Here is a 20,070-nt window from a genome sequence, read left to right on the forward strand (position 1 = left end):
ATTCCTTTATAGTTTTATGGTGTACATTCTGGAGAACAGTAATACTTACCGCCTACAATGATACTCTCTTTCACTGTCACATAGGTATGACATTTAGCACATTCCACAAGTGTATCATCATCCAACTTTTTCTCATGTGGGCTTTTCCCAAATGTCGGAAGTTTTCCGCCGAAAAACTTATAGATAAGCACAGCGGCAATAGCAAAAATAAGTAGTTTTAAGATCATTCTTCAGTCTTTATATAGAGGTAATTTCGTTGATTTTTTTGTACTATATCATATCTTAGCTGATGTTGTACATCTTCTATCTCATCAAATACACGTGACCCTTTGTAAAAGAGATACTCAGTGTGTGCATCACTAACCTTAGAGGTCAGATCTAAAAGCAGTTTTGTGTTTGTCACAGCGCGTGAACTGATGAGATCAAACGCATCATGCTCCACGGTTTCAACCCTCTTTGCTTCTACAGTGACATTGGGAAGTTCCAAGTCTATAGCTGCATACTTTAAAAAAGAGACACGCTTCTTAAGAGGCTCGGCAAGCACTACCTTGGTATCGGGCTGTGCTATCGCAAGTACAAGTCCAGGAAATCCTGCACCAGTGCCTACATCTAACAGTGTTTTTGGGTTTTTTATAAAAGTCAAAGGGTACAGCGAATCCACGATATTGACATAAATAGCCTCTATGGTTTTAGCCCCCGTAAGGTTGTGGATCTGGTTCCATTCATGCAAAAGTAAAGCAAAACGCTCCAGCTTTACGATGATCTCACTTGACAGTAGGATCCCTTCTTTATCTAAGTGTTGCGACAGATTCAATTCTCTTTTACCTCTACCAACCCACTCTCAACCAACTTGTCTACAAAATCAGAAAGATCTTTCTTCAATACCTCTTCTTCCACAGCATACTGTTCTAACAGTGCATTAAACACCTCTTGCAACGTTCCATACTCCTGCATTGCCTGCCAAATAGCCGTACCTACTTCATCCAACCCGAAGTAGTTTTCACTCTCCATATCCAAAAGTACCATTTCACCATCGACTTTTTGTGCGAAAACCGTCTCTACAAATATCACTGTTTGATTGAGGTTCATGTTATTTCTCTTATTTTTGATAAATTATAGCATTTATTTGAGTATAGGAGTATAAGTGTACTTACACAGATAGGTTAAAATTTGGCTTTTTGTATTGAACTTTCCACATTTAGATGATTTCTCATAAAAAATAATGCTAAATTCATGTATATCATAAATATAATTTAAGATTTTAAGAGTCATTTAATCGGAAATATACAATAATTTGTAATGTTTATATAAAACTAGCTCTTTTTAAATATTATTTTGTTGTGCCAAACTTGTTGTGAAGCAAGGACGGAAAGCCATGGGTCTTACACTGTAAAGATCGCCAGGTTGCCAAATACTCATCTATGTATTCCCTCTTACTTCTCCATTAGTTTATCTATCAAATTTTATTTAATTCAAAATTATTTTGTTGTGCCAAACTTGTTGTGAAGCAAGGACGGAAAGCCATGGGTCTTACACTGTAAAGATCGCCAGGTTGCCTAAATAAATTATATTATTTTTAACAGAACATAAAATATGATTATTGTTTTTTGGGAGAAAGTTATACATTTTTAGACTTTCTTTACATTCATTTGTTATGATCCCCCGCCAAATCAAATAGAAATGATAGTAAAACTATAATTTGATGTTGAAAATAATTTATTATTATAGGAGATATAATATGCGAAAAAATAAATTCTTTAACCTTTATGCCATCCTTTTGTCTATATTGACTTTTACCTCGGCAATGTTTGCATCACCTGCAGAAACACCACGTAAAATCATCGTTTTCCAAAAAAGTTTCTCGAATAAAGCTGCGCAAGTAGACTTAATAAAAAAAACCGGTGCGATACCCATCAAACCGCTGAAGATCATCAACGGTATGGCAGTCTATCTTCCTGAGCAGGCACAAAGTGCACTTGAAGAGCATTTAGGTGCTGAGATCGTACGTATCGATGAAGATATCATAGTGCATGGAACTGCTCCGGGTGGAGGAGAACAACCACTGCAAGAGCTTCCGTGGGGCATTGACAGGATCGAAGCAGATATCGCCTGGGGAGACTCCAACGGTACTATGGTCAATGTTGCCATTCTCGATACCGGAGCTAATCTCGATCACTTGGACCTGATCGACAATATCAAAGGAAACTATAATGCCATCAGTTCAAGAAAAAGCGCTGCAGACGATCATGGCCACGGGACACATGTCACAGGTATCATCGGGGCAGTGAATAACACGATAGGTGTTGTCGGTGTAGGGCCGCAGATAAACCTCTACCCTGTCAAAGTTCTGGACCGTAAAAATGAAGGAGCACTCTCTGATATTCTTGATGGAATGCAGTGGTGTATCGACAACAATATGCAGGTAGTCAATATGAGTTTTGGTGCTCTCTACTCAAACCAGTCATTACAGGATGCAGTTATCGCACTCCATAATGCCGGTATCGTTCAGGTTGCAGCTGCTGGAAATACGGGCGGTGCCATTCTCTACCCAGCCAAATATCCTGAAACTATCGCTGTATCGTCTGTCGACTCTGCTGATCTGTTGGCTGCAAGTTCAGCCAGAGGAGCAGAGATCGATCTGGCGGCTCCTGGTGTAGGAATCAATTCTACCGCTATTGATGGATTATATACAACCATGAGCGGGACCAGTATGGCATCACCTCATGTCACAGGAGCAGCCGCACTGGTACTCTCAGTACATGGAGCACTTACACCAAATGAAGTCAAAGCTAAACTGAAAAACAGTGCGGAAGATTTGGGTTTATTATCAAATGAACAAGGAGCCGGACTCGTTCGAGCTGATCTAGCAATCTATTAGGATACACAAAGTACACAGGGAAAGAAAAAACTTCCCTGCTTTTTTAGGCTCTATGAAGTTACTAAGGAGTAACTGTACCAGCACCACCAAACCCGGTATCTTGCCCCTTATTATAATGTGTGCTACTTGTACCATCGGCACCTGCTGTCGATTTATTATATTGGGTTTTAGTTCCAATTTTCCCTAAATTTTTTATTTCCGGTTTATTATATTTTTTTATACTAAAGTTTTTTTTCATCCTTACCCTCATTTCTATTTATTTCTAACCAATTTTCCAAATTACAGAGAGTCCATAAATTAAGAAGATTTTCTGTTAGCATATTGCCAGAAAAATATTCCCTTGTCAAATGCGCTGAAGTCTCTTCCTTTAGGAGTTCCAAATTAATTAAATTCTGGTGAGATATATTTGAATCGGTAAATATTTGTTTCATTTGTAATTCTATCCCAGGAACTAAACTGGTTTTATTATTTCTATACAAAACACTATCTGGTACAATACCATCCATGGCCAATTTTAGTATATTTTTATATATTCCGCAATGATGAAGATACTCGGGAGGTAAACTGATAATGAATTCAACTAGCTTCGTATCAAAAAAGGGATAACGAACTTCAATCCCATCATTGCTATAGTTTTGTAATGCATTAAAATCAATCCAATAAGAGAAGTGCGGTGAGAGAAAATCTAATCCAAATAATTTTATGTACTTATTATCAACTTCTTTATCAAGTTCGATCTCTTTCATATACAAAGTATTTTTAAAGAATAGTTTTGATTGTACATGATTAATGGTATTATGAATACTCTCTTTCAAACGATCAACAAAAAATAATGAAAAGATAAACTTAATGAAAATAGACTTTGACTGCGCTCGTCTTCCAATACATCTTATTGTTTTAAAAAGTTGCACAAACTTTAAATCTTTCAAATGCTGTAACATAAATGAATCATCTCCTCCAAGTACCTCATCTGCTCCCATTCCAGTGATGACCACCCTAGTTCCACGTTTAGAAAGTATCCTATTCTTCATCACAAATTCAATGAAATTACCTCTCTGAGGGATATTCGGAAACTTTGCGTAAAAATTTGACAGATTATACTTTGTAAAGTCTATTTCATTGATATCAAACTTGAGAATATCTGATTTGAACTTTTTTTCTAATTGTTGAATATAGTATGTCTCATCACTTGCTAGACCTTTATGTTGCATAGTATGCGCTGTAAATCGCTGTGTCATACCCATTGATATAGCTACAGAATATATTGACGAAGAATCCAATCCTCCACTGAGTTCAACTGATAGAGGGTGTGATGATCTCAAAGAAGATTTAACTGCATTATGAAATAAGGTAGAAAATTCTTTTGCAGCCTCTTCTAATGATATGGTGCTATTGGTTTGAATCTTTTCTGGATACCAATATCTTTCCATTTTAAATTGATTTTTTGATATTGTCATCCAATTAGATGAGGGGAGCCGTTTTATCTCTTCAAAAAAACTTTCACTTCGATCCAATGCCATAAACTTGATATACTTTTTAACAGATTGTATATCTAAAACTCTATTGAGAAATCCTGATGCAAAAATTGGCTCAATAGAAGTGGCAAATATTAATATTTCTTTATTGTAATAGTAATAAAGTTGTCGAACTCCAAATCTATCTCTAGATACGAAAAGTTTTTTTTCTTTATTATTCCAAATTGCAAATGCAAAATCACCATTCAAATAGCTTGGACAATGCTTCCCCCACTTTTGATAGGACCATAAAATCAAATCTGCGTCAGTGATTTTATCAAAATTGGTTGCTTTTCTGCCTAATTTTTCAATTAATTCAGAACGATTATCCAAGCGTATATCTGCAGCCAATACTAGATTCTCATCTTCCGATATTAAAGGTTGTTTTTCATATAATGATTCAGGCGTTGTACATAACATTTTATGGCCTAACCCTATACTACCATCAATCCAAATACCTTCTGTATCACTCCCCTGTATTTTCATCGTATCAAGCATTCTTTGAATTGTTTCTTTATTTACCGGTTTATCGTCAAACCTGATAATCCCACAGATACCACTCATGATAAACCTTTGCTATGCTGACAGATACTATCATGCACTTCACTAAGACGTTCCATATCCCAAGGTATCTGAACACGAAAAACCTTTATAGTGTTAAGCATTTGAGAAAGATGCTTCAGTCGTTTTGGCTTTAGAAAAGAGAATAAATAAATATTATTTGCTAAAAGGTTGTCAAACTTTTCAAACCCTCTAATTTCTTCAAATGATACTTCATTACTTTCATCCACACCTTCCAATACATAAAAAACATGAATAGGTTTAAAGTCAGTTATGAAATTGTCAACATGGTAACCTAAATCTTCAGCTTTCCTGTATGGACGATGATAAGGAAATGAACCCACAGCCATAAATTTACCATCCTTTATAAAAGTCGGAACCTTATCATCAGAAACAAGTGTATGTCCCTGCTTGATAAAGTAATCCGTCATGGTTGATTTACCACCCATGGAAGGCGCAATGAATAGTATAGGTTTTCCTTCTACTTCGACTGCACCTGCATGAAGAAAATCGTATTGCTCCTCCAAGGTAAGATAAAGCGGTAACATCAGGTGAATAAACCAAAAACTCAACAGATTAGAATCACCTTCTTTATCTAGTTCATAGTAAATCGTCCTCTCTCCTCCAAGCCAATAAAAACGAACTACATCAGCAACTTCATAACAAAATGGCTGCCTTGCTTCATTCCTCTCAAATTCACGATCACTATAGAAATATACATTACGCCCATGAGCCCAATAAGCCGGAAAACCGCAGATAATAAATGTTTTGAATTTATCTGGTACTCTTGAAGAGAGTTCTACTTCATATCGTGAAGTTGTTTCATGCGATAGATCCAGAGGGAAGTCAATGTCGCTTTTAATCCGTGTACCATATACTATCATTCGTTTCCCCAACCAAACGTCGAAATCACCGTAAACTCTTCATATCCTTTAACCCCTGTAAGTATCATATCGCCACACTGGGACCAGGCATGTGCTTTCATCTTCTCTTCAACATTTTTATCTTTTGCTACCCCAAGATAAAAAACCCCTGGAATACCGCGTTTTTGCAGCATTTTCTGTGCAGTAAGTGACTGTACCAGACATGCACTCTCCCAGGGAGTATGTTCAGCTGCTCTGGTGACTGCATGCCCTACTAAAGTTGCAGTCTGCATCTCATCACCCGTCAATGGGATTACCTCACCTTTGCTTTTTTGATGCTCCAAAGAACGAGTTAACCGCTTAAAAGAGAGAGTCAAAATCGCTGCACGCATGATGCCAAGCATGATATAGGCTTCCAAGAAAAGTTTCTTCTCTCTACTAGACAATTTAATAAATTTTTGTATTTTTCTCAGCATAAAAATCTTCCTGTATCAGTCCTCTTTTCCGAAGTTCACCATAACTTCCCTCTGCCTTTACACGCCCATCATCAATGAAATAGATACGATCTGCCTGTTTGATCGTTGTCGTCCTGTGTGCTATGATGATTGTGGTACGGTCTTTAAGAAATGTCTCTAGTGTTTCATAGAGATGATACTCTGTTTCGTTATCTAAGGCAGATGTGGATTCATCAAATATAACGATCTTTGGATCTGAGAGTATCAACCTGGCTATGGCGAGCCGTTGACGCTGTCCTCCAGAGAGACGGATACCGTTTTTACCGATATGTGTTTCCAGACCATTTTCTAACTTAGAGACAAACTCTTCAAGCTGTGCCGCTTTCAGTGCTTCATAGATCTCAGTCTCGCTTTTTTCTTTGAAAAGAGTGAGATTCATACGAATAGTATCGTTGAAAAAGAGTGCTTCTTGTAACATGAGTGCCGTATTCTCGCGTACGATGGGTAAGCCTATCTGTTCTATGGGGATACCTCCATACAGTATCTCCCCGGCATGTGAAGGGTAAAACCCTACCGTGATCTGGGCAATGGTGGTTTTACCACTTCCGCTAGGACCAATAAGTGCGATCTTTTGCCCTTCTTTTGCTTTTAAACTTATATTGTGCAGTACCTCTTTACCATTATCATAGGCAAAAGATATCTCTTTTAACTCCACAGAAGTCGTTTTTTTATCTTCAAATGGGTTACACTCATGTGGATAATGTGGTTCATGGGAAAGAGTAAGTAATGTATTGATACGTTCAAGTGCCGGTTTGATAGTTTGATAGGAGATGACCAATCCCATCAATTGCTGCATAGGAGAAACAAGAGTAGAAAGGTAAAAAAGAAAAGCTATCATCATTCCAACGGTTAAGTCTGAATATGCCACTGCAGCGATGCCCAGTACTCGAAAGATATCCACTACCATATTGGTCAAAAGTGTAGATGAAGTTTGTGCAACAGAAGCTTTGTACCCATAGTCAAGTGATGCCGACTCGATCTCTTTTGCACGTCCCTGAAGAATACCAAAGAAACTTCGTTCCTGGTTGCTCACACGTACCTGTATAAAAAGTTCAAGTGTTTCATTCAGGAGTTCATGATACATTTCATAGGCTTTATATTGACGTCGAAGCAGTTCTCCTGTCTTACGTCCCAAAAGTTTAGAAAAAGCTAAGAAAAAAGGATTGAGTAAAAACACCAATAATGCCAAGACCCAATTCATCCAAAGCATGATCACAGCGATACCCAGCAGCATGAGAGAAGCACTTAAAAGTGTGGTAACTATCTGTCCGGCAAAACCACTGATACTCTCTACATCCTGCACACTCTTTGAAGCGATGTTCCCTGACTTCAGTGACTCATATTCTGAAAGTGAGATACGTTCTAAATGATGTAAGATTCGATGTCGTAGTAGATAACTTATCTTTTGTGTGATTTTAGTTGCGTAGAAAGTTTTTTTGTTATTCAAAAAAAATGCTAGAAATCTCAATGTGAGTATCACTGCGAGTATCACAGAGATATACAACCAAACTTCAGAATTCCCAAAGATACTGGAAATGAATTCTGTCATCTTCCCTGGATGCCCGAGCAGGACCTCGTCTATCAAAAGAGGCATAAGCATTGGGATAGGAAGCAAAAGCAACGTTGCACCTATCCCCAACAGGTTGGTACGCCAAAAATCTCTCTCTTGTGCCTTTATCTGATCATGGAGTGTCTTAAATGTATACTTGCCTGTCATCTTAACCTATTGTTTTGTTCCGTACATTAAGTTAGGTAACCTGGCAATCTTCTCTGTTACTATCAAATGATAGTATGAAAGACCCATGGCTTTCTGACCCTGCCTCACAACAGGTGTAGCATTTATCTTATCAATTTTTATGAGTATATCATAAATATGATATTTTTTTACAATGACGTTAAAGCAGATGTCCCATCTGGTCTTTTTTCACTTGAAGATACCCCTCGTTGTGAGGATTAGGCGCGATTTGGATAGGTAGGCGTTCTACGATCTCAATGTCTCCCAGGCTCTCTATCTTTTTAGGATTATTGGTCAGCAGTTTGAGTTTTTTAATACCAAAATGATTTAAAATGAACTCAACCACTTCATAAGTACGTTCATCTGCCTTAAATCCTAATTGATGGTTTGCTTCTACAGTGTTAAAGCCTGCATCCTGGAGAGCATAGGCATTCACTTTATTGAGCAATCCTATATTCCGTCCTTCTTGACGATGGTAAATGATCATTCCACCCTCTTTTGCAATAAGTTCCAGTGCATATTGCAATTGCTCGCCACAGTCACACTTCACTGAGCCAAGTGCATCACCGGTCAGACATTCAGAATGTACACGCACGATCGGTTCATCCGATAAGTTATCTGTAAAAATGGCCAAATGCTCTTTACCTTCACCGTTTTTTGTCATCTCTTTGAAGGCTTGTATCTTAAAGGTGCCATATTTGGTTGGTAACGTAGCGATTTGTGATATATCTATAGTAATCATGATGAGATTATACTTTAAGAATGGACAATTAATAATTAATAATCCATAATTAGTGTAAAATACATATTTAATTATCATGCAAAAAGAATAAAACCCTTTTTTGCTACGCTAACGCTGTGTTTCTACAGTAACAAGCTCACATGATCAGTCACTACAACAATCAAGGAATAATATGTTCGCACGTTTTAGAAGAAAAAGAATTAATCCCGTCCTAAGAGACCTCCTTCAAGAGACACACCTCAATGTCAATGATTTCATCTACCCGCTTTTTGCAAAAAGCGGTACAGGCATTAAAGAAGAGGTAGGTTCTATGCCTGGTGTATTCCAAATGAGCATCGATGAGATCGTTAAAGAGTGCGGTGAACTCAAAAAACTTGGTATCTACGCTATCATCCTGTTTGGTATCCCAGACACCAAGGACTCTGTAGGATCAGATGCCCTGTGTGAACATGGAATCATCGCACAAACGGTACGTGAGGTCAAAGCTGCACACCCTGATATGTTTGTGGTTACGGATCTCTGTTTCTGCGAATATACTGACCATGGCCACTGCGGTGTACTTGACCCTGTACTCCATACGGTTGACAATGACATTACACTTGACAACCTGGCTGCACAAGCTGTAGTGCATGCTAAAGCAGGTGTCGATATGATCGCACCTTCAGGTATGATGGACGGGATGATCACTGCCATACGTAACGGATTGGATGAAGCAGGATTTGTAAACCTTCCTGTCATGTCTTACTCCACCAAATTCGCTTCGGCCTATTATGGACCTTTCCGTGATGTAGCTGAATCGAGCCCAAGTTTTGGGGACCGAAGATCGTACCAAATGAATCCGGCGAATAGAAATGAAGCCATTCAGGAGAGTATAGAAGATGAAAAAGAGGGTGCGGACATTCTGATGGTCAAACCTGCACTTGCCTATCTTGATGTGGTAAGAGATGTCAAGAATAATACGTCACTACCTCTGGCTGTTTACAATGTTTCTGGTGAATACTCTATGCTCAAAATGGCAGCAAAAGCAGGTGTGATAGACTATGAGAAAGTGATGATGGAAACACTCCTTTCATTTAAACGTGCGGGTGCGGATATCATCATCACCTATCATGCAAAAGAAGCAGCAATCCTTTTAAACAAATAACCCATTTATCCCCTGCACATACCTAAAAAGTGCAGGCTTCTACAACTTTCAACCCTTTTATGGTAAAATGATTTCTTTTAAATTTTCAACCCTTTACTTATCTATAATTTATGCAAGGTTGAAAGATATGAGGATGTAGTGATGAGACACTTTTTGACACTCAAAGATTTTACAAAAGATGAGATCTTGGAGATGATAACATTAGCACAGAAGATAAAAGCACAGACAAAACAACGCAAGTATGTACATTACATGGAACATCAAACGCTTGCGATGATCTTTGAAAAGAGTTCTACCCGTACGCGTGTGAGCTTTGAAACAGGTATCTACCAGCTTGGTGGTGTGGGACTGTTCCTCTCTTCCAATGACATACAGTTAGGGCGCGGCGAACCGATGAGAGATACGGCCCGTGTGATCAGCCGCATGGTCGATATGGTAATGATCCGTACCTTTGAACAGTCAAAACTTGAAGAGTTCGCGAGTTACTCTAAAGTGCCTGTGATTAATGGGTTGACAGACTCTTACCACCCTGTGCAACTCATGACGGATTATCTCACAATGATCGAACATGGTAAAGACAAGAATCCTGTGGTAGCTTATGTCGGTGATGGGAATAACATGACACACTCCTGGCTGATGCTTGCAGCAAAACTTGGTTTTGAACTAAGAGTGGCTACACCTAAAGGGTATGAGTGTGATGAAACGATCGTCCAAGAGGCGCTCGAGATAGCCAAAGAGAGCGGTGCGAAGATCACTTTTGGTAACGATCCTAAAGAGGCAGTCAAGGATTGTGATGTCGTCACTACAGATACTTGGGTCTCTATGGGACAAGAAGATGAAAAAGAAAAACGTATCCGTGTATTCAATGGATATATGGTAGATGAAGCAATGATGTCATTGGCTAAACCTGATGCCATCTTCTTACACTGTTTACCTGCATACAGAGGCTACGAAGTGAGTGAAGAGACCTTTGAAAAACACGAAGAGGTCATCTTTAGTGAAGCAGAGAACAGATTACATGCACAAAAAGGTATTATGGTGTGGCTGGATGCACATCGTAATGACAAAAATGACTAAATGAGTACTATAGATTTCGAAAAGTTTAGTAAATACTCCAAGCCTGGTCCGAGATATACCTCTTACCCTACAGCCTTGGAGTTCAATGAGAACTTTACCTATGATCAGTATATTCACTACCTGGAAAATGCAAAGGAGAAACTCTCCTTGTATGTACATCTACCCTTCTGTAGATCCGCATGTTATTTTTGTGGATGTAATGTTGTGTTCACTTCCAAAGAGAAAAAACTCTCTACGTACATTGAGTACCTGAAAAAAGAAGTAGATCTTTTGGCTCAGCATATCGATACCTCCCGTGAAGTGATACAATTTCACTTTGGTGGAGGTACACCGACGTACTACAAAGCCTTTGAACTCGATGAGATCGTGACCTATATCAAATCAAAATTTCCCAACTGGAGTCAAGAGGCTGAGATCAGCTGCGAGATAGACCCCCGTTTTTTTAACGAAGATCAAATGAAAGTCTTTCAGAAACATGGCTTTAACCGTATCAGCTTTGGTGTACAGGACCTGGATGAGAAAGTGCAAAAAGAGATCCATCGTATACAACCTTTGGAACTCACGCAAAAAGCAGTAGAGCTTGCCAGAAAGTATGGTATAAAATCTATCAATACAGACTTCATCTATGGATTACCTTACCAGACTCTGGAAACTTTCAAAAAGACCCTTGAACTCTCCACACAGCTCAATCCAGATAGAGTGGCAGTCTTTAACTATGCTCATGTACCTTGGCTGATGAAAACACAGCGCAAGTTTGATGAAACAACACTGCCGACACCGGACGTAAAATTACAGATCTTCCAATACACTATTGACTTTTTTGAAAGTAATGGATATAAAATGGTAGGTATGGACCATTTTGCCAAACCTGAAGATGAACTTTTTGGGGCTATCGAAAAAGGTGAACTTCATCGAAACTTCCAAGGCTATACGACAAAAGGCGGCGCGAACCTAGTGGGTATCGGTCTTACCAGTATTGGTGAAGGTGAACGTTATTATGCGCAGAACACTAAAGATATGAAAGTCTATGAGGCTGCACTAGATGCAGGAAAACTGCCCTTTGAGCGAGGGGTAAAACTAAGTGATGACGACTACCTTCGTAAAGCAGTGATCATGGAGCTCATGGCTAACTTTTCCATAGATATGAAAAGGGTGGAAAATGAGCATCACATAGACTTTAAAACATACTTTGCCGATGCCTTGGAAGCCTTGCAAGAGTTTGTAGAAGCTGACCTAGTCACTATAACTGAGGATAAGATCACCGTAAGTACTACGGGTACACTGCTTATACGAAATATAGCGATGCCATTTGATGCCTATATGAAAAAGTATGCCCAAAGCAAGAAAAGTTTTTCAAAAACGGTATAATACCCCATAAATAATGTCGACCTGACACCTTGCACCCCACTTTCGCTTTAGCGACGGAGGGGTATCGGCATTTAGTGCCAGAAAAGCGAAACGATTCGAGAAGGTCAACGATTTTTTCCTACTTTTTCTAAAAAAGTAGATAACAAAACCTTGAACAAGAGGAATTATGAGTAAACAATTAGAAGAGATTTTCAACTTTACCGATACCAGTGAAGCCTGTATCAAATGCGGTAAATGTATCCCCGTATGTACCATTCACCAGGTCAACCCGGATGAGACGACTTCTCCACGTGGGTTCATTGACCTTTTAGGTGCCTATCAGCAAGGGCATTTGGAATTAGATAAAAATGCAAAAGATATCTTTGAAAGCTGCTTTTTATGTACCAACTGTGTCGATGTTTGTCCTAACTCATTGCCTACGGATATGATCATTGAAGAAGTACGTGCAGATATTGCTGACAAATTTGGTATTGCATGGTTCAAACGCGGATTTTTCTACCTGCTCCGCCACCGTAAGATCATGGATCTTGTCATGAAACTTGGATTCATGTTCAAAACCTGTGCCTTATCTGTGGATGAAAAAGGCAGAGGGCTTAGAGCAAGGTTTTCTCTTCCAATGGTAAAAAAGGGAAGACTGCTTCCATCCATGGCAAAGACAAGCTTTTTAAATAGCCATCCTGAAGAAATACCAGCACCCGTGCAAGAGGAGAAAAACCCTCGTGTGGCCATCTTCATCGGATGTCTTGCCAATTATAACTATACTGATATCGGCGAAAGTTTGGTAGAGATACTCAAACAATTGAACATCGATGTATTCATCCCTAAAAAACAGCTCTGTTGTGGTGCACCTGCCTACTTCACGGGAGATGTTGATTCTGTAGAGTATATGACCAAAAAGAATATCGAATACTTTGAGAGTTTTATGGTTGAATGTGATGCCATGTTGATCCCTGAAGCAACCTGTTCAGCCATGGTAAAACATGATTGGCAGGTCTTCTTTGAAAATCATGATATGCCTGAATGGAAAGAACGTGCACAAAAAGTGGCTGAAAATATCCATATGGCCACTGCATGGCTCTATAACAATACCGATCTGGTCAAGCTACTGGAAGAAAAAGGTAAAAAGTTTGATGATGTCGTCACGTACCATGACCCATGCCATGCAAGGAAAGTACAAGGTATCTGGCAAGAACCGCGTAATCTACTTGCGCAAAACTATCCGATGAAAGAGATGAGTGATCCAAACCGCTGTTGTGGATTTGGCGGGGTCACTATGCAAACGGAGAAATTCCATCTTGCAGAGGCTGCTGGAAAACCAAAAGCAGCCATGATCAATGATACAAAAGCCAAATATGTGAGTGCAGAGTGTAGTGCTTGTCGTGTACAGCTCAGTGAAGCGATGAACAATGCCGATGTAGAGACGATCTTTAAAAATCCTTTAGAGCTTATAGCAGAGGCTCTTAAGGATTGAACCCTCTGAAAAACCCATTATGAGTGCGTAGGCTGTTAAGAGGGTTCAATTAACCAAAACGGCAGGCATCTCCTGCCTTGATCACAAAGATATTGTATCCATCAACATACTTATAGTCCAATCCACACCCTAATTTTTCCAAGATATTATGCACAATATAGAGTCCCAGACCAAAGCCTGAACTTCTTTTTTCTTCTTGGGAAAAAGGCTCTACATAATAAGAGAGCGGGTGCTGCAGCTTCTCACCTTTAGAGCTTATCTCTAAACCGTCCCCTACGGTTTTGAGTGTCACATGTTTGTCTTTACTGTATTTTATGCCATTGTCCAATAGATTTTTAATGGCTAAAGCAAGGAGTTTGATATCTGTGGCTAAAGCAACATTTTTCACATCTACCGTCACATTATCTTTCGCCATCATCAAAAGTTCTTGACTTCTACGTATTACTTCATCAAGCATCACATACTCAAAAGTAGGTTCGAAGCTTTGCGTGGTTACTCTCTCTATCTCTGCAAGCTCTGAGATCAGTTCATTCATCCGTTCAAAGGCACGTACAAGTATCTTCTTACTTGCTTCATCTTCCATCATTTCAACTACGATGCGCCCTTTGGTAATAGGTGTTTTAAGCTCATGCATCACATTACGCATAAAAAGGTTTTTAGAGGTACTTAGAGCATTGATATGCACAATAGCATCATCAAAACTTTTTGCGATCTTACCTATCTCATCATCATAGAGATAGGTGATCCGTGTCTGCATATCACCCTGGGCAAATCTTTGTATCTGTTTATGTAATTTTTTTAAAGGATAGAGCTTTCTTAAAACCGCCAGATAGAGTATAAGAAGCACCGCAATAAGAAACACACCCAAAGCCACAGCGATCTCGAAATAATAATTCTCTGCCCTGTCATCTTCCAACAAAAGATTATGCTGCATGCGTTGTACATAGATATAATGCTCATCTTCTATTCTGAATACCCTTACTTGTCCAAGTGAGGAACCTCCGGTAAACACTGTTTCACCCTCTGTCTCTATCTGTTTTTTGATCTTTGTGGCCTTCTTCTCAGAGAGTGGCTTTACACGTAGGTCTTTATAAAGTGCATCCAAGTCTTCTTTTCCCGGATTGAGCTGTAGTTTTGAGAGAAAGGTAATAGAGATAAGTTGATAACGTTTATACTCTTCGATCTTATGCCGGTCTTTATCCCAGGAGAGAAAAAGTAAAAATGTGGCGATCAAAATTAAAATTGCTACAGAGAAGAGAATATGTATAAAGGTTGTTACAGATAAATTTCTCATACTCTGTCAGTTAAAAGGTATCCTACACCACGGATCGGTTTAATGTAGATGTTGTCAGGATCGATCTTTGCGATCTTCTGTCTTATTCGTGAAATGATCACATCAATATTTTTAATAGAACTTTCATCATCAATATGTTCACTTTCATATAAAAGCTGCTCTCTTGAGACAGAACCATTTTTATGCTGCAGGAGCATCCCTAAGATATCATACTCTGCAGCAGTGAGTTCCAAGGACTTACCTTTGAACCTGATCTCTCTGGCATTAGGATCAGCAACAAAAAGTGCCTCTCTTTCCTGCACTTTCTCATCCACACTGTGTGTACGTCTCAAGATCGTTTTGATACGTGTCACCAGTTCTCTAGGATCATAGGGTTTTGGCATATAGTCATCTGCCCCGCGTTCCATACCGATCACTTTATCGGTGATATCATCTCTCGCCGAAGAGATAATAATCGGGATGTTACTTAGTTCACGTATTTTAGGGATCACTTCCAACCCATCCATACCCGGCAAGGTCAGGTCCAAAATGATCAGGTCAAATTCATGCTGGGTTAAAAGTGACAGTCCTATATAAGGGTCTTCAGCACCTATGACTTCCATATCATATTTTGTAAGATAGTTTGTTAAGATGAGTGCTAATTCCGGATCATCTTCTATAATAAGTATTTTTATAATGATGTCTTCCTTCTATAACTTAAGTGATGAGTTTACTTTGTTCTTTATGATTATAATCTATATATACTTTAGTAATCGCTATCAAAAATGATGTAATCGCCGGCCCCAATATCATCCCCCAAAAGCCGTAGGTGCTCATCCCTGCAATAATAGAGAAAAAGATAACGATCTCATTGATCTCAATCGTACTTTTTAGAAGATTCTCTTTAATCACTTTGATAATCACAGGTTTAATGAATGTATCGGCAATAATCGAAATAACCACAATAGAATACCCCGCAATAAAAATAGCCGTGTTTGCATCCATATTTGACCAAGAGTACAGTGTCACGGGTATCCAGACTACCGCCCCTCCGATGACAGGTATCAACGAAGCAAAACCATAAATAACCCCAAAAAGCAACCCGTTAAACCCAAAGTAGCTCATCATGATCCCAAAGAGAAAACCTTCAAAAATGGCTGTCACGATAATAGAATAAAAAACCACTTCCATCGTAGAGGAAACCTCATGTATCATCTTGGCACTTTTCATCCTGCTCACAGGCATCAGTGCACGGATCAGATCAAAAAAGCCTTCCCCATAGAAATTAAATATGAAATAAAAAATAAGTACAAGAATCATGTTCTTCACAAATCCTAGACCGGCACTACCAGCTGTGGTCATGTAAGATGTTGACTCTTGGATATACCCGGCGATCCTTTCATCACTCAAACCTATCTGACTCCACTCCTTGAGATAAGGTATCTTTTGTGTAAAGGTTTGAACGACCGAGGTAACCTCATTAATGGTTTCAACATCAAGTTTGGCGATATACCCTACCCCTGTGGTGGCCATATACACAATAGGCGCAAAAAGTATCAATATCAAAAGCAAAGAGGTAAAAATAGCACTCAACTTTCTGGAATTAAAATACTTGATCAACTTTTTTGTCAAGTTATATGTTGCCATCGTAAGTAACATCGCCACCAAGATCGAGAGTAAAAATGGTTTGTAGATGCTATAAGCACCCATCAGTGAAAGCACAAAAAGTATGGTGATCGTGATACTTTTATTCGTTATCAAAAAGTCCGTCCTTCACTCCGCCAAGCTTAAAATGTTCATAACTCTTTTGTGTAGCGATACGTCCGCGTGCGGTTCTCTCTATATATCCATTGGCTATCAGGTAAGGTTCCAAAACATCTTCGATGGTACCTTCATCTTCACTCAGTGCTGCACCTATGGTACTGAGTCCCATCGGTTTGTTTTTCGCAGAGACTAGCAATTCCAAAAGTTGTATATCCTGTTCATCAAATCCTAAATTATTGACACCCAGTTCATCTAAAGCATATTGGGCTCTTTGCAATGTCACCTCTTCTTCATTGGCCACTTCGGAGAAGTCTCTTACGCGTTTAAGCAAACGAAGTGCGATACGCGGTGTGCCTCTGCTTCTACGTGCTATCTCCGTTGCCGCATGTATTTGAGCCGGCTTGTCCAATTTCTGGGCAGCTTGTGCAACAATCTGTGCTAATTCACCAGGGGTATAAAACTGCATACGGAAATGCATGCCAAAACGCTCTCTAAGAGGATTAGAAAGCATCCCTGCCCTTGTCGTTGCCCCGATCAGTGTAAAGCGTGGCAGGTCTATCTTTACTGTTTGTGCAGCAGGTCCAGAACCTATGATGATATCCAAACGGAAATCTTCCATAGCCGGGTAGAGTATCTCTTCTATAGCCGGAGACATACGATGGATCTCATCGATAAACAGGATATCGCCCTCTTCGATATTGGTAAGCAGCGCAGCCAAATCTCCCGCTTTTTCAATCATCGGTGCAGCGGTCGTTTTAATATTGGCTCCCATCTCTGTAGAGATAATATTTGCAATGGTCGTTTTTCCCAGACCTGGAGGTCCAAAAAAGAGAATGTGGTCTAATGCCTCTTCTCTTTTTTTACTTGCTTCTATAAAGACTTTCAGATTCTTTTTGATCTTCTCTTGACCGATATACTCATCCCATGAACTGGGACGAAGTGTCGCTTCATAAGATACCTCTTCATCAAAACGTTCTATTTCAACCATACGTTCCATCTATTACTCTACCACCAATCGATTGACTACTATGCCTGAACCTTCAACGGAACGCGCTACCGAACCTGCCAAAAATTTCTGCTTTTGCGTATGAACGGTACCCCATAAAATGTTTTTACCGTTTTGTGTATCCACTTTAATATCCATATCACGTAATGCCTGCGTTGTGAACAGTTTATCTTGTATATCAGAAGCAGAACCTGCCTTGGCTACCGAACGGTATACCGATCTGTTGTCACTGCAGCCATGTAAACATAATCCTGTAACCATCCCCATCGCAAGCAAACCTTTAGTCATTTTCCACTGTCTTAATAGGTATATTCATCACTAGGAAATTCTCTGGCTTTGACTTCATTGCGATAGGCCTCAAGCCCTTCACGTACCTGTTTTGCCCCATCAAAATACTGCTTGACAAACTTCGGTTTAAAGGCTTCAAAGAATCCAAACATATCACTCCAGACAAGCACCTGCCCATCAGTAGCATTCCCTGCCCCTATACCGATGGTCGGGACAGAGACCGCTTCAGTAATCGCTTTAGCTGCTTCTGCTTTCACCCCTTCCACTACGATGGCAAATGCACCGGCTGCTTCGATTGCCTTGGCATCTTCAATCAGTTTATCAATATCAGCCTGGTCTTTTCCACGTATTTTATAGCCACCCTCACTGCGTATGAACTGTGGCATGAGTCCTATGTGTCCAAGTACAGCAATGGAGTTTTGTGTCAATGCCTCAATGATATGCGCTCTCTCTTTACCGCCCTCTATCTTGACCGCTTGTGCGTTGGTCTCCTGATACACTCTTGTTGCATTTTTGACTGCAACTTCAGGTGACGTATACGTACCAAAAGGCATATCCATGACGATCACAGGTAACGTTGCGCCATTACATACGGCTTGTGTATGGTAGATCATCTGATCCATGGTTGCAGACAGTGTATCTTCTTTTCCCAGAAAACTCATATTAAGACTGTCGCCGACAAGTATCATCTCTACTTCACCATCAAAAATCTGTGCAAACAATGCATCATACGCTGTCACCATAGTAATAGGTTCAACGCCTTTCATCTTTCCAATGGCCGGTAAAGTGACTTTTTTGTCTATTTTTGGGGTATGAATACTCATAGTCTTCCTACATAATTAAGTATTTCCTACACGTTCTTGCTTTACTTAGAGCGCTTCGGTTTAGACACTCAAGAGAATAAACTCTCCTTCTTATCTCATTTGTCTCATTTTATCTAAAAAATGTATAATAACAAAAATATATTACATATTGTCATAAAAGAGTTCACATTGAAAAATTTAGTTGCCTATATTACCACCGGTTTTCCTTCATTGGAATTTACTGTAGATGCCGCTTTGGCTTTGGCAGAAGCAGGTGTAGATACCCTTGAACTGGGCATGCCTTTTTCAGACCCTGTAGCCGATGGTCCTGTCATTGAAAAAGCCAACCTGAAAGCCTTGGAAAACGGTTTTAAACTTGACCATCTGTTTGAAGTGTCTGCGAAGATAACGCCCCATATAGATACATTATGGATGGGATACTTCAACCCTTTTTACCACAAAGGACTAGAGACTTTCATCACTGAAGCAAACAAAGCCGGTGTGAACGGTTTCATCATTCCAGACCTTCCTTTAGAAGAAGCAAAACCTTATAAACCGGCCATAGAAGCCGCAGGTTTGACCCTGATAGATTTCATTGCGCCTACAGACTCCAAAGCACGGATAGAGCAGATTGTGACGGATGCAAAAAAATTCATCTACCTAGTGGCATATGCAGGTATTACAGGTTCTGGACAGAGTGAAGATCTGCAGCCGATCATCACAGATATCAAAGCATTTACAGATACACCGGTCTATGTAGGATTCGGAGTAGATGAAAACACTGCCAAAGATAAAGCCAAAGGTGTAGATGGGGTGATCGTTGGTTCTGCTTTTGTCAAAGTGCTTTTAGATGAACATTTGAGTGATAGCCAAAAGATTACAAAGATCTCTGCTATTGCAAAAGAGATCAAAGAAAAAATAAACAGCTAAAAGGAGCATATGATGGATCCAGGTATAAAAATTGGTATTATTCTGTTAGTTGCATCGATTATTATCGTGGGTGGCGGATATTACTATATGACCAAAAAGCTCCCCAAAGAGTAATTATTCAACCATAAAAGTGTATTA

The 20,070-nt window shown here is 39.5% G+C and carries 21 protein-coding genes and 3 riboswitches; of the genes, 6 read left to right on the forward strand and 15 right to left on the reverse strand.

Annotated elements, in window-relative coordinates; all coding sequences use genetic code 11:
• Positions 1-14 precede the first annotated feature (14 nt).
• From SULAR_RS07080 to SULAR_RS07090, 3 genes are read right to left on the reverse strand one after another with little or no spacing between them, the layout of a single operon-like run.
• On the reverse strand, positions 15-227 hold the full coding sequence (locus tag SULAR_RS07080) for a PP0621 family protein (protein ID WP_008244494.1): 213 nt from the start codon (positions 225-227) through the stop codon (positions 15-17).
• Positions 224-814: a 16S rRNA (guanine(527)-N(7))-methyltransferase RsmG gene (rsmG, locus tag SULAR_RS07085; RefSeq protein WP_008244495.1), complete on the reverse strand. Its 591-nt coding sequence runs from the start codon at positions 812-814 to the stop codon at positions 224-226. The genes SULAR_RS07080 and rsmG overlap by 4 nt, the downstream gene beginning before the upstream one ends.
• Positions 811-1,089, reverse strand: coding sequence for a PqqD family protein (locus tag SULAR_RS07090; RefSeq protein ID WP_008244496.1), 279 nt, complete (start codon positions 1,087-1,089; stop codon positions 811-813). Before SULAR_RS07090 ends, rsmG begins: the two co-directional genes overlap by 4 nt.
• A 243-nt stretch (positions 1,090-1,332) precedes the next feature.
• Positions 1,333-1,412, forward strand: a riboswitch (cyclic di-GMP riboswitch).
• 68 nt (positions 1,413-1,480) lie between these two features.
• Positions 1,481-1,560: riboswitch (cyclic di-GMP riboswitch) on the forward strand.
• 178 nt (positions 1,561-1,738) lie between these two features.
• On the opposite strand from SULAR_RS07090, the gene SULAR_RS07095 reads away from it, so the two are divergent.
• Positions 1,739-2,878 (forward strand): S8 family peptidase, encoded by a 1,140-nt coding sequence (locus tag SULAR_RS07095; protein ID WP_008244499.1) that lies wholly within the window; start codon positions 1,739-1,741, stop codon positions 2,876-2,878.
• A gap of 61 nt (positions 2,879-2,939) precedes the next feature.
• Here the strand turns inward: SULAR_RS07095 and SULAR_RS11170 are convergent, their stop codons facing one another.
• The 6 genes from SULAR_RS11170 to ribA all read right to left on the reverse strand — a co-directional run bounded on the left by SULAR_RS11170 (position 2,940) and on the right by ribA (position 8,808).
• Positions 2,940-3,116, reverse strand: a complete 177-nt coding sequence (locus SULAR_RS11170) for a hypothetical protein (RefSeq protein WP_155993816.1) — start codon at positions 3,114-3,116, stop codon at positions 2,940-2,942.
• Entirely contained in the window at positions 3,100-4,956 is a 1,857-nt protein-coding gene (locus SULAR_RS07100; RefSeq protein WP_008244501.1) for an asparagine synthase-related protein, read from the reverse strand. Before SULAR_RS07100 ends, SULAR_RS11170 begins: the two co-directional genes overlap by 17 nt.
• Entirely contained in the window at positions 4,953-5,837 is an 885-nt protein-coding gene (locus SULAR_RS07105; protein ID WP_008244503.1) for a hypothetical protein, read from the reverse strand. Before SULAR_RS07105 ends, SULAR_RS07100 begins: the two co-directional genes overlap by 4 nt.
• A complete protein-coding gene (locus SULAR_RS07110; protein WP_008244505.1) occupies positions 5,834-6,292 on the reverse strand; it encodes a lasso peptide biosynthesis B2 protein in 459 nt (152 codons plus the stop codon). The genes SULAR_RS07105 and SULAR_RS07110 overlap by 4 nt, the downstream gene beginning before the upstream one ends.
• Positions 6,264-8,048, reverse strand: a complete 1,785-nt coding sequence (locus SULAR_RS07115) for an ABC transporter ATP-binding protein (protein ID WP_008244507.1) — start codon at positions 8,046-8,048, stop codon at positions 6,264-6,266. Before SULAR_RS07115 ends, SULAR_RS07110 begins: the two co-directional genes overlap by 29 nt.
• Positions 8,049-8,079: 31 nt before the next feature.
• Positions 8,080-8,178: riboswitch (cyclic di-GMP riboswitch) on the reverse strand.
• Between the two features lie 48 nt (positions 8,179-8,226).
• Entirely contained in the window at positions 8,227-8,808 is a 582-nt protein-coding gene (gene ribA / locus SULAR_RS07120; protein ID WP_008244509.1) for a GTP cyclohydrolase II, read from the reverse strand.
• A gap of 172 nt (positions 8,809-8,980) precedes the next feature.
• Between ribA and hemB the strand changes: the two genes are divergently transcribed.
• The 4 genes from hemB (at position 8,981) to SULAR_RS07140 (ending at position 13,868) form a co-directional block, all read left to right on the forward strand.
• On the forward strand, positions 8,981-9,952 hold the full coding sequence (gene hemB, locus SULAR_RS07125; RefSeq protein ID WP_008244511.1) for a porphobilinogen synthase: 972 nt from the start codon (positions 8,981-8,983) through the stop codon (positions 9,950-9,952).
• A gap of 141 nt (positions 9,953-10,093) precedes the next feature.
• Complete coding sequence (gene argF, locus SULAR_RS07130; protein ID WP_008244513.1) at positions 10,094-11,029, forward strand: ornithine carbamoyltransferase; 936 nt, start codon at positions 10,094-10,096, stop codon at positions 11,027-11,029.
• Positions 11,030-12,397, forward strand: a complete 1,368-nt coding sequence (gene hemN, locus SULAR_RS07135; RefSeq protein ID WP_008244514.1) for an oxygen-independent coproporphyrinogen III oxidase — start codon at positions 11,030-11,032, stop codon at positions 12,395-12,397.
• A gap of 166 nt (positions 12,398-12,563) precedes the next feature.
• Complete coding sequence (locus tag SULAR_RS07140; protein WP_008244515.1) at positions 12,564-13,868, forward strand: (Fe-S)-binding protein; 1,305 nt, start codon at positions 12,564-12,566, stop codon at positions 13,866-13,868.
• A 49-nt stretch (positions 13,869-13,917) separates the two neighbouring features.
• Here the strand turns inward: SULAR_RS07140 and SULAR_RS07145 are convergent, their stop codons facing one another.
• Genes SULAR_RS07145 through panB form a run of 6 tightly spaced genes read right to left on the reverse strand, consistent with a single transcriptional unit; the run spans position 13,918 to position 19,023 of the window.
• The gene (locus SULAR_RS07145) at positions 13,918-15,162 is read right to left on the reverse strand and encodes an ArsS family sensor histidine kinase (RefSeq protein WP_008244516.1); all 1,245 of its coding nucleotides are present in this window, start codon (positions 15,160-15,162) and stop codon (positions 13,918-13,920) included.
• Positions 15,159-15,839: a response regulator transcription factor gene (locus SULAR_RS07150; protein WP_038000240.1), complete on the reverse strand. Its 681-nt coding sequence runs from the start codon at positions 15,837-15,839 to the stop codon at positions 15,159-15,161. Before SULAR_RS07150 ends, SULAR_RS07145 begins: the two co-directional genes overlap by 4 nt.
• 19 nt (positions 15,840-15,858) lie before the next feature.
• Complete coding sequence (locus tag SULAR_RS07155) at positions 15,859-16,902, reverse strand: AI-2E family transporter (RefSeq protein ID WP_008244520.1); 1,044 nt, start codon at positions 16,900-16,902, stop codon at positions 15,859-15,861.
• A complete protein-coding gene (ruvB, locus tag SULAR_RS07160) occupies positions 16,889-17,902 on the reverse strand; it encodes a Holliday junction branch migration DNA helicase RuvB (protein WP_008244522.1) in 1,014 nt (337 codons plus the stop codon). The genes SULAR_RS07155 and ruvB overlap by 14 nt, the downstream gene beginning before the upstream one ends.
• Before the next feature lie 3 nt (positions 17,903-17,905).
• Positions 17,906-18,199 (reverse strand): BON domain-containing protein, encoded by a 294-nt coding sequence (locus tag SULAR_RS07165; RefSeq protein WP_081501844.1) that lies wholly within the window; start codon positions 18,197-18,199, stop codon positions 17,906-17,908.
• A gap of 11 nt (positions 18,200-18,210) precedes the next feature.
• Positions 18,211-19,023, reverse strand: a complete 813-nt coding sequence (gene panB / locus SULAR_RS07170) for a 3-methyl-2-oxobutanoate hydroxymethyltransferase (RefSeq protein ID WP_008244525.1) — start codon at positions 19,021-19,023, stop codon at positions 18,211-18,213.
• A gap of 168 nt (positions 19,024-19,191) precedes the next feature.
• Here panB and trpA point away from each other — a divergent pair, with 168 nt between their 5' ends.
• Entirely contained in the window at positions 19,192-19,932 is a 741-nt protein-coding gene (gene trpA, locus SULAR_RS07175; RefSeq protein ID WP_008244526.1) for a tryptophan synthase subunit alpha, read from the forward strand.
• Positions 19,933-20,070: the final 138 nt, after the last annotated feature.

Origin of the sequence: Sulfurovum sp. AR, from assembly GCF_000296775.1 — a bacterium.
Taxonomy (GTDB): domain Bacteria; phylum Campylobacterota; class Campylobacteria; order Campylobacterales; family Sulfurovaceae; genus Sulfurovum; species Sulfurovum xiamenensis.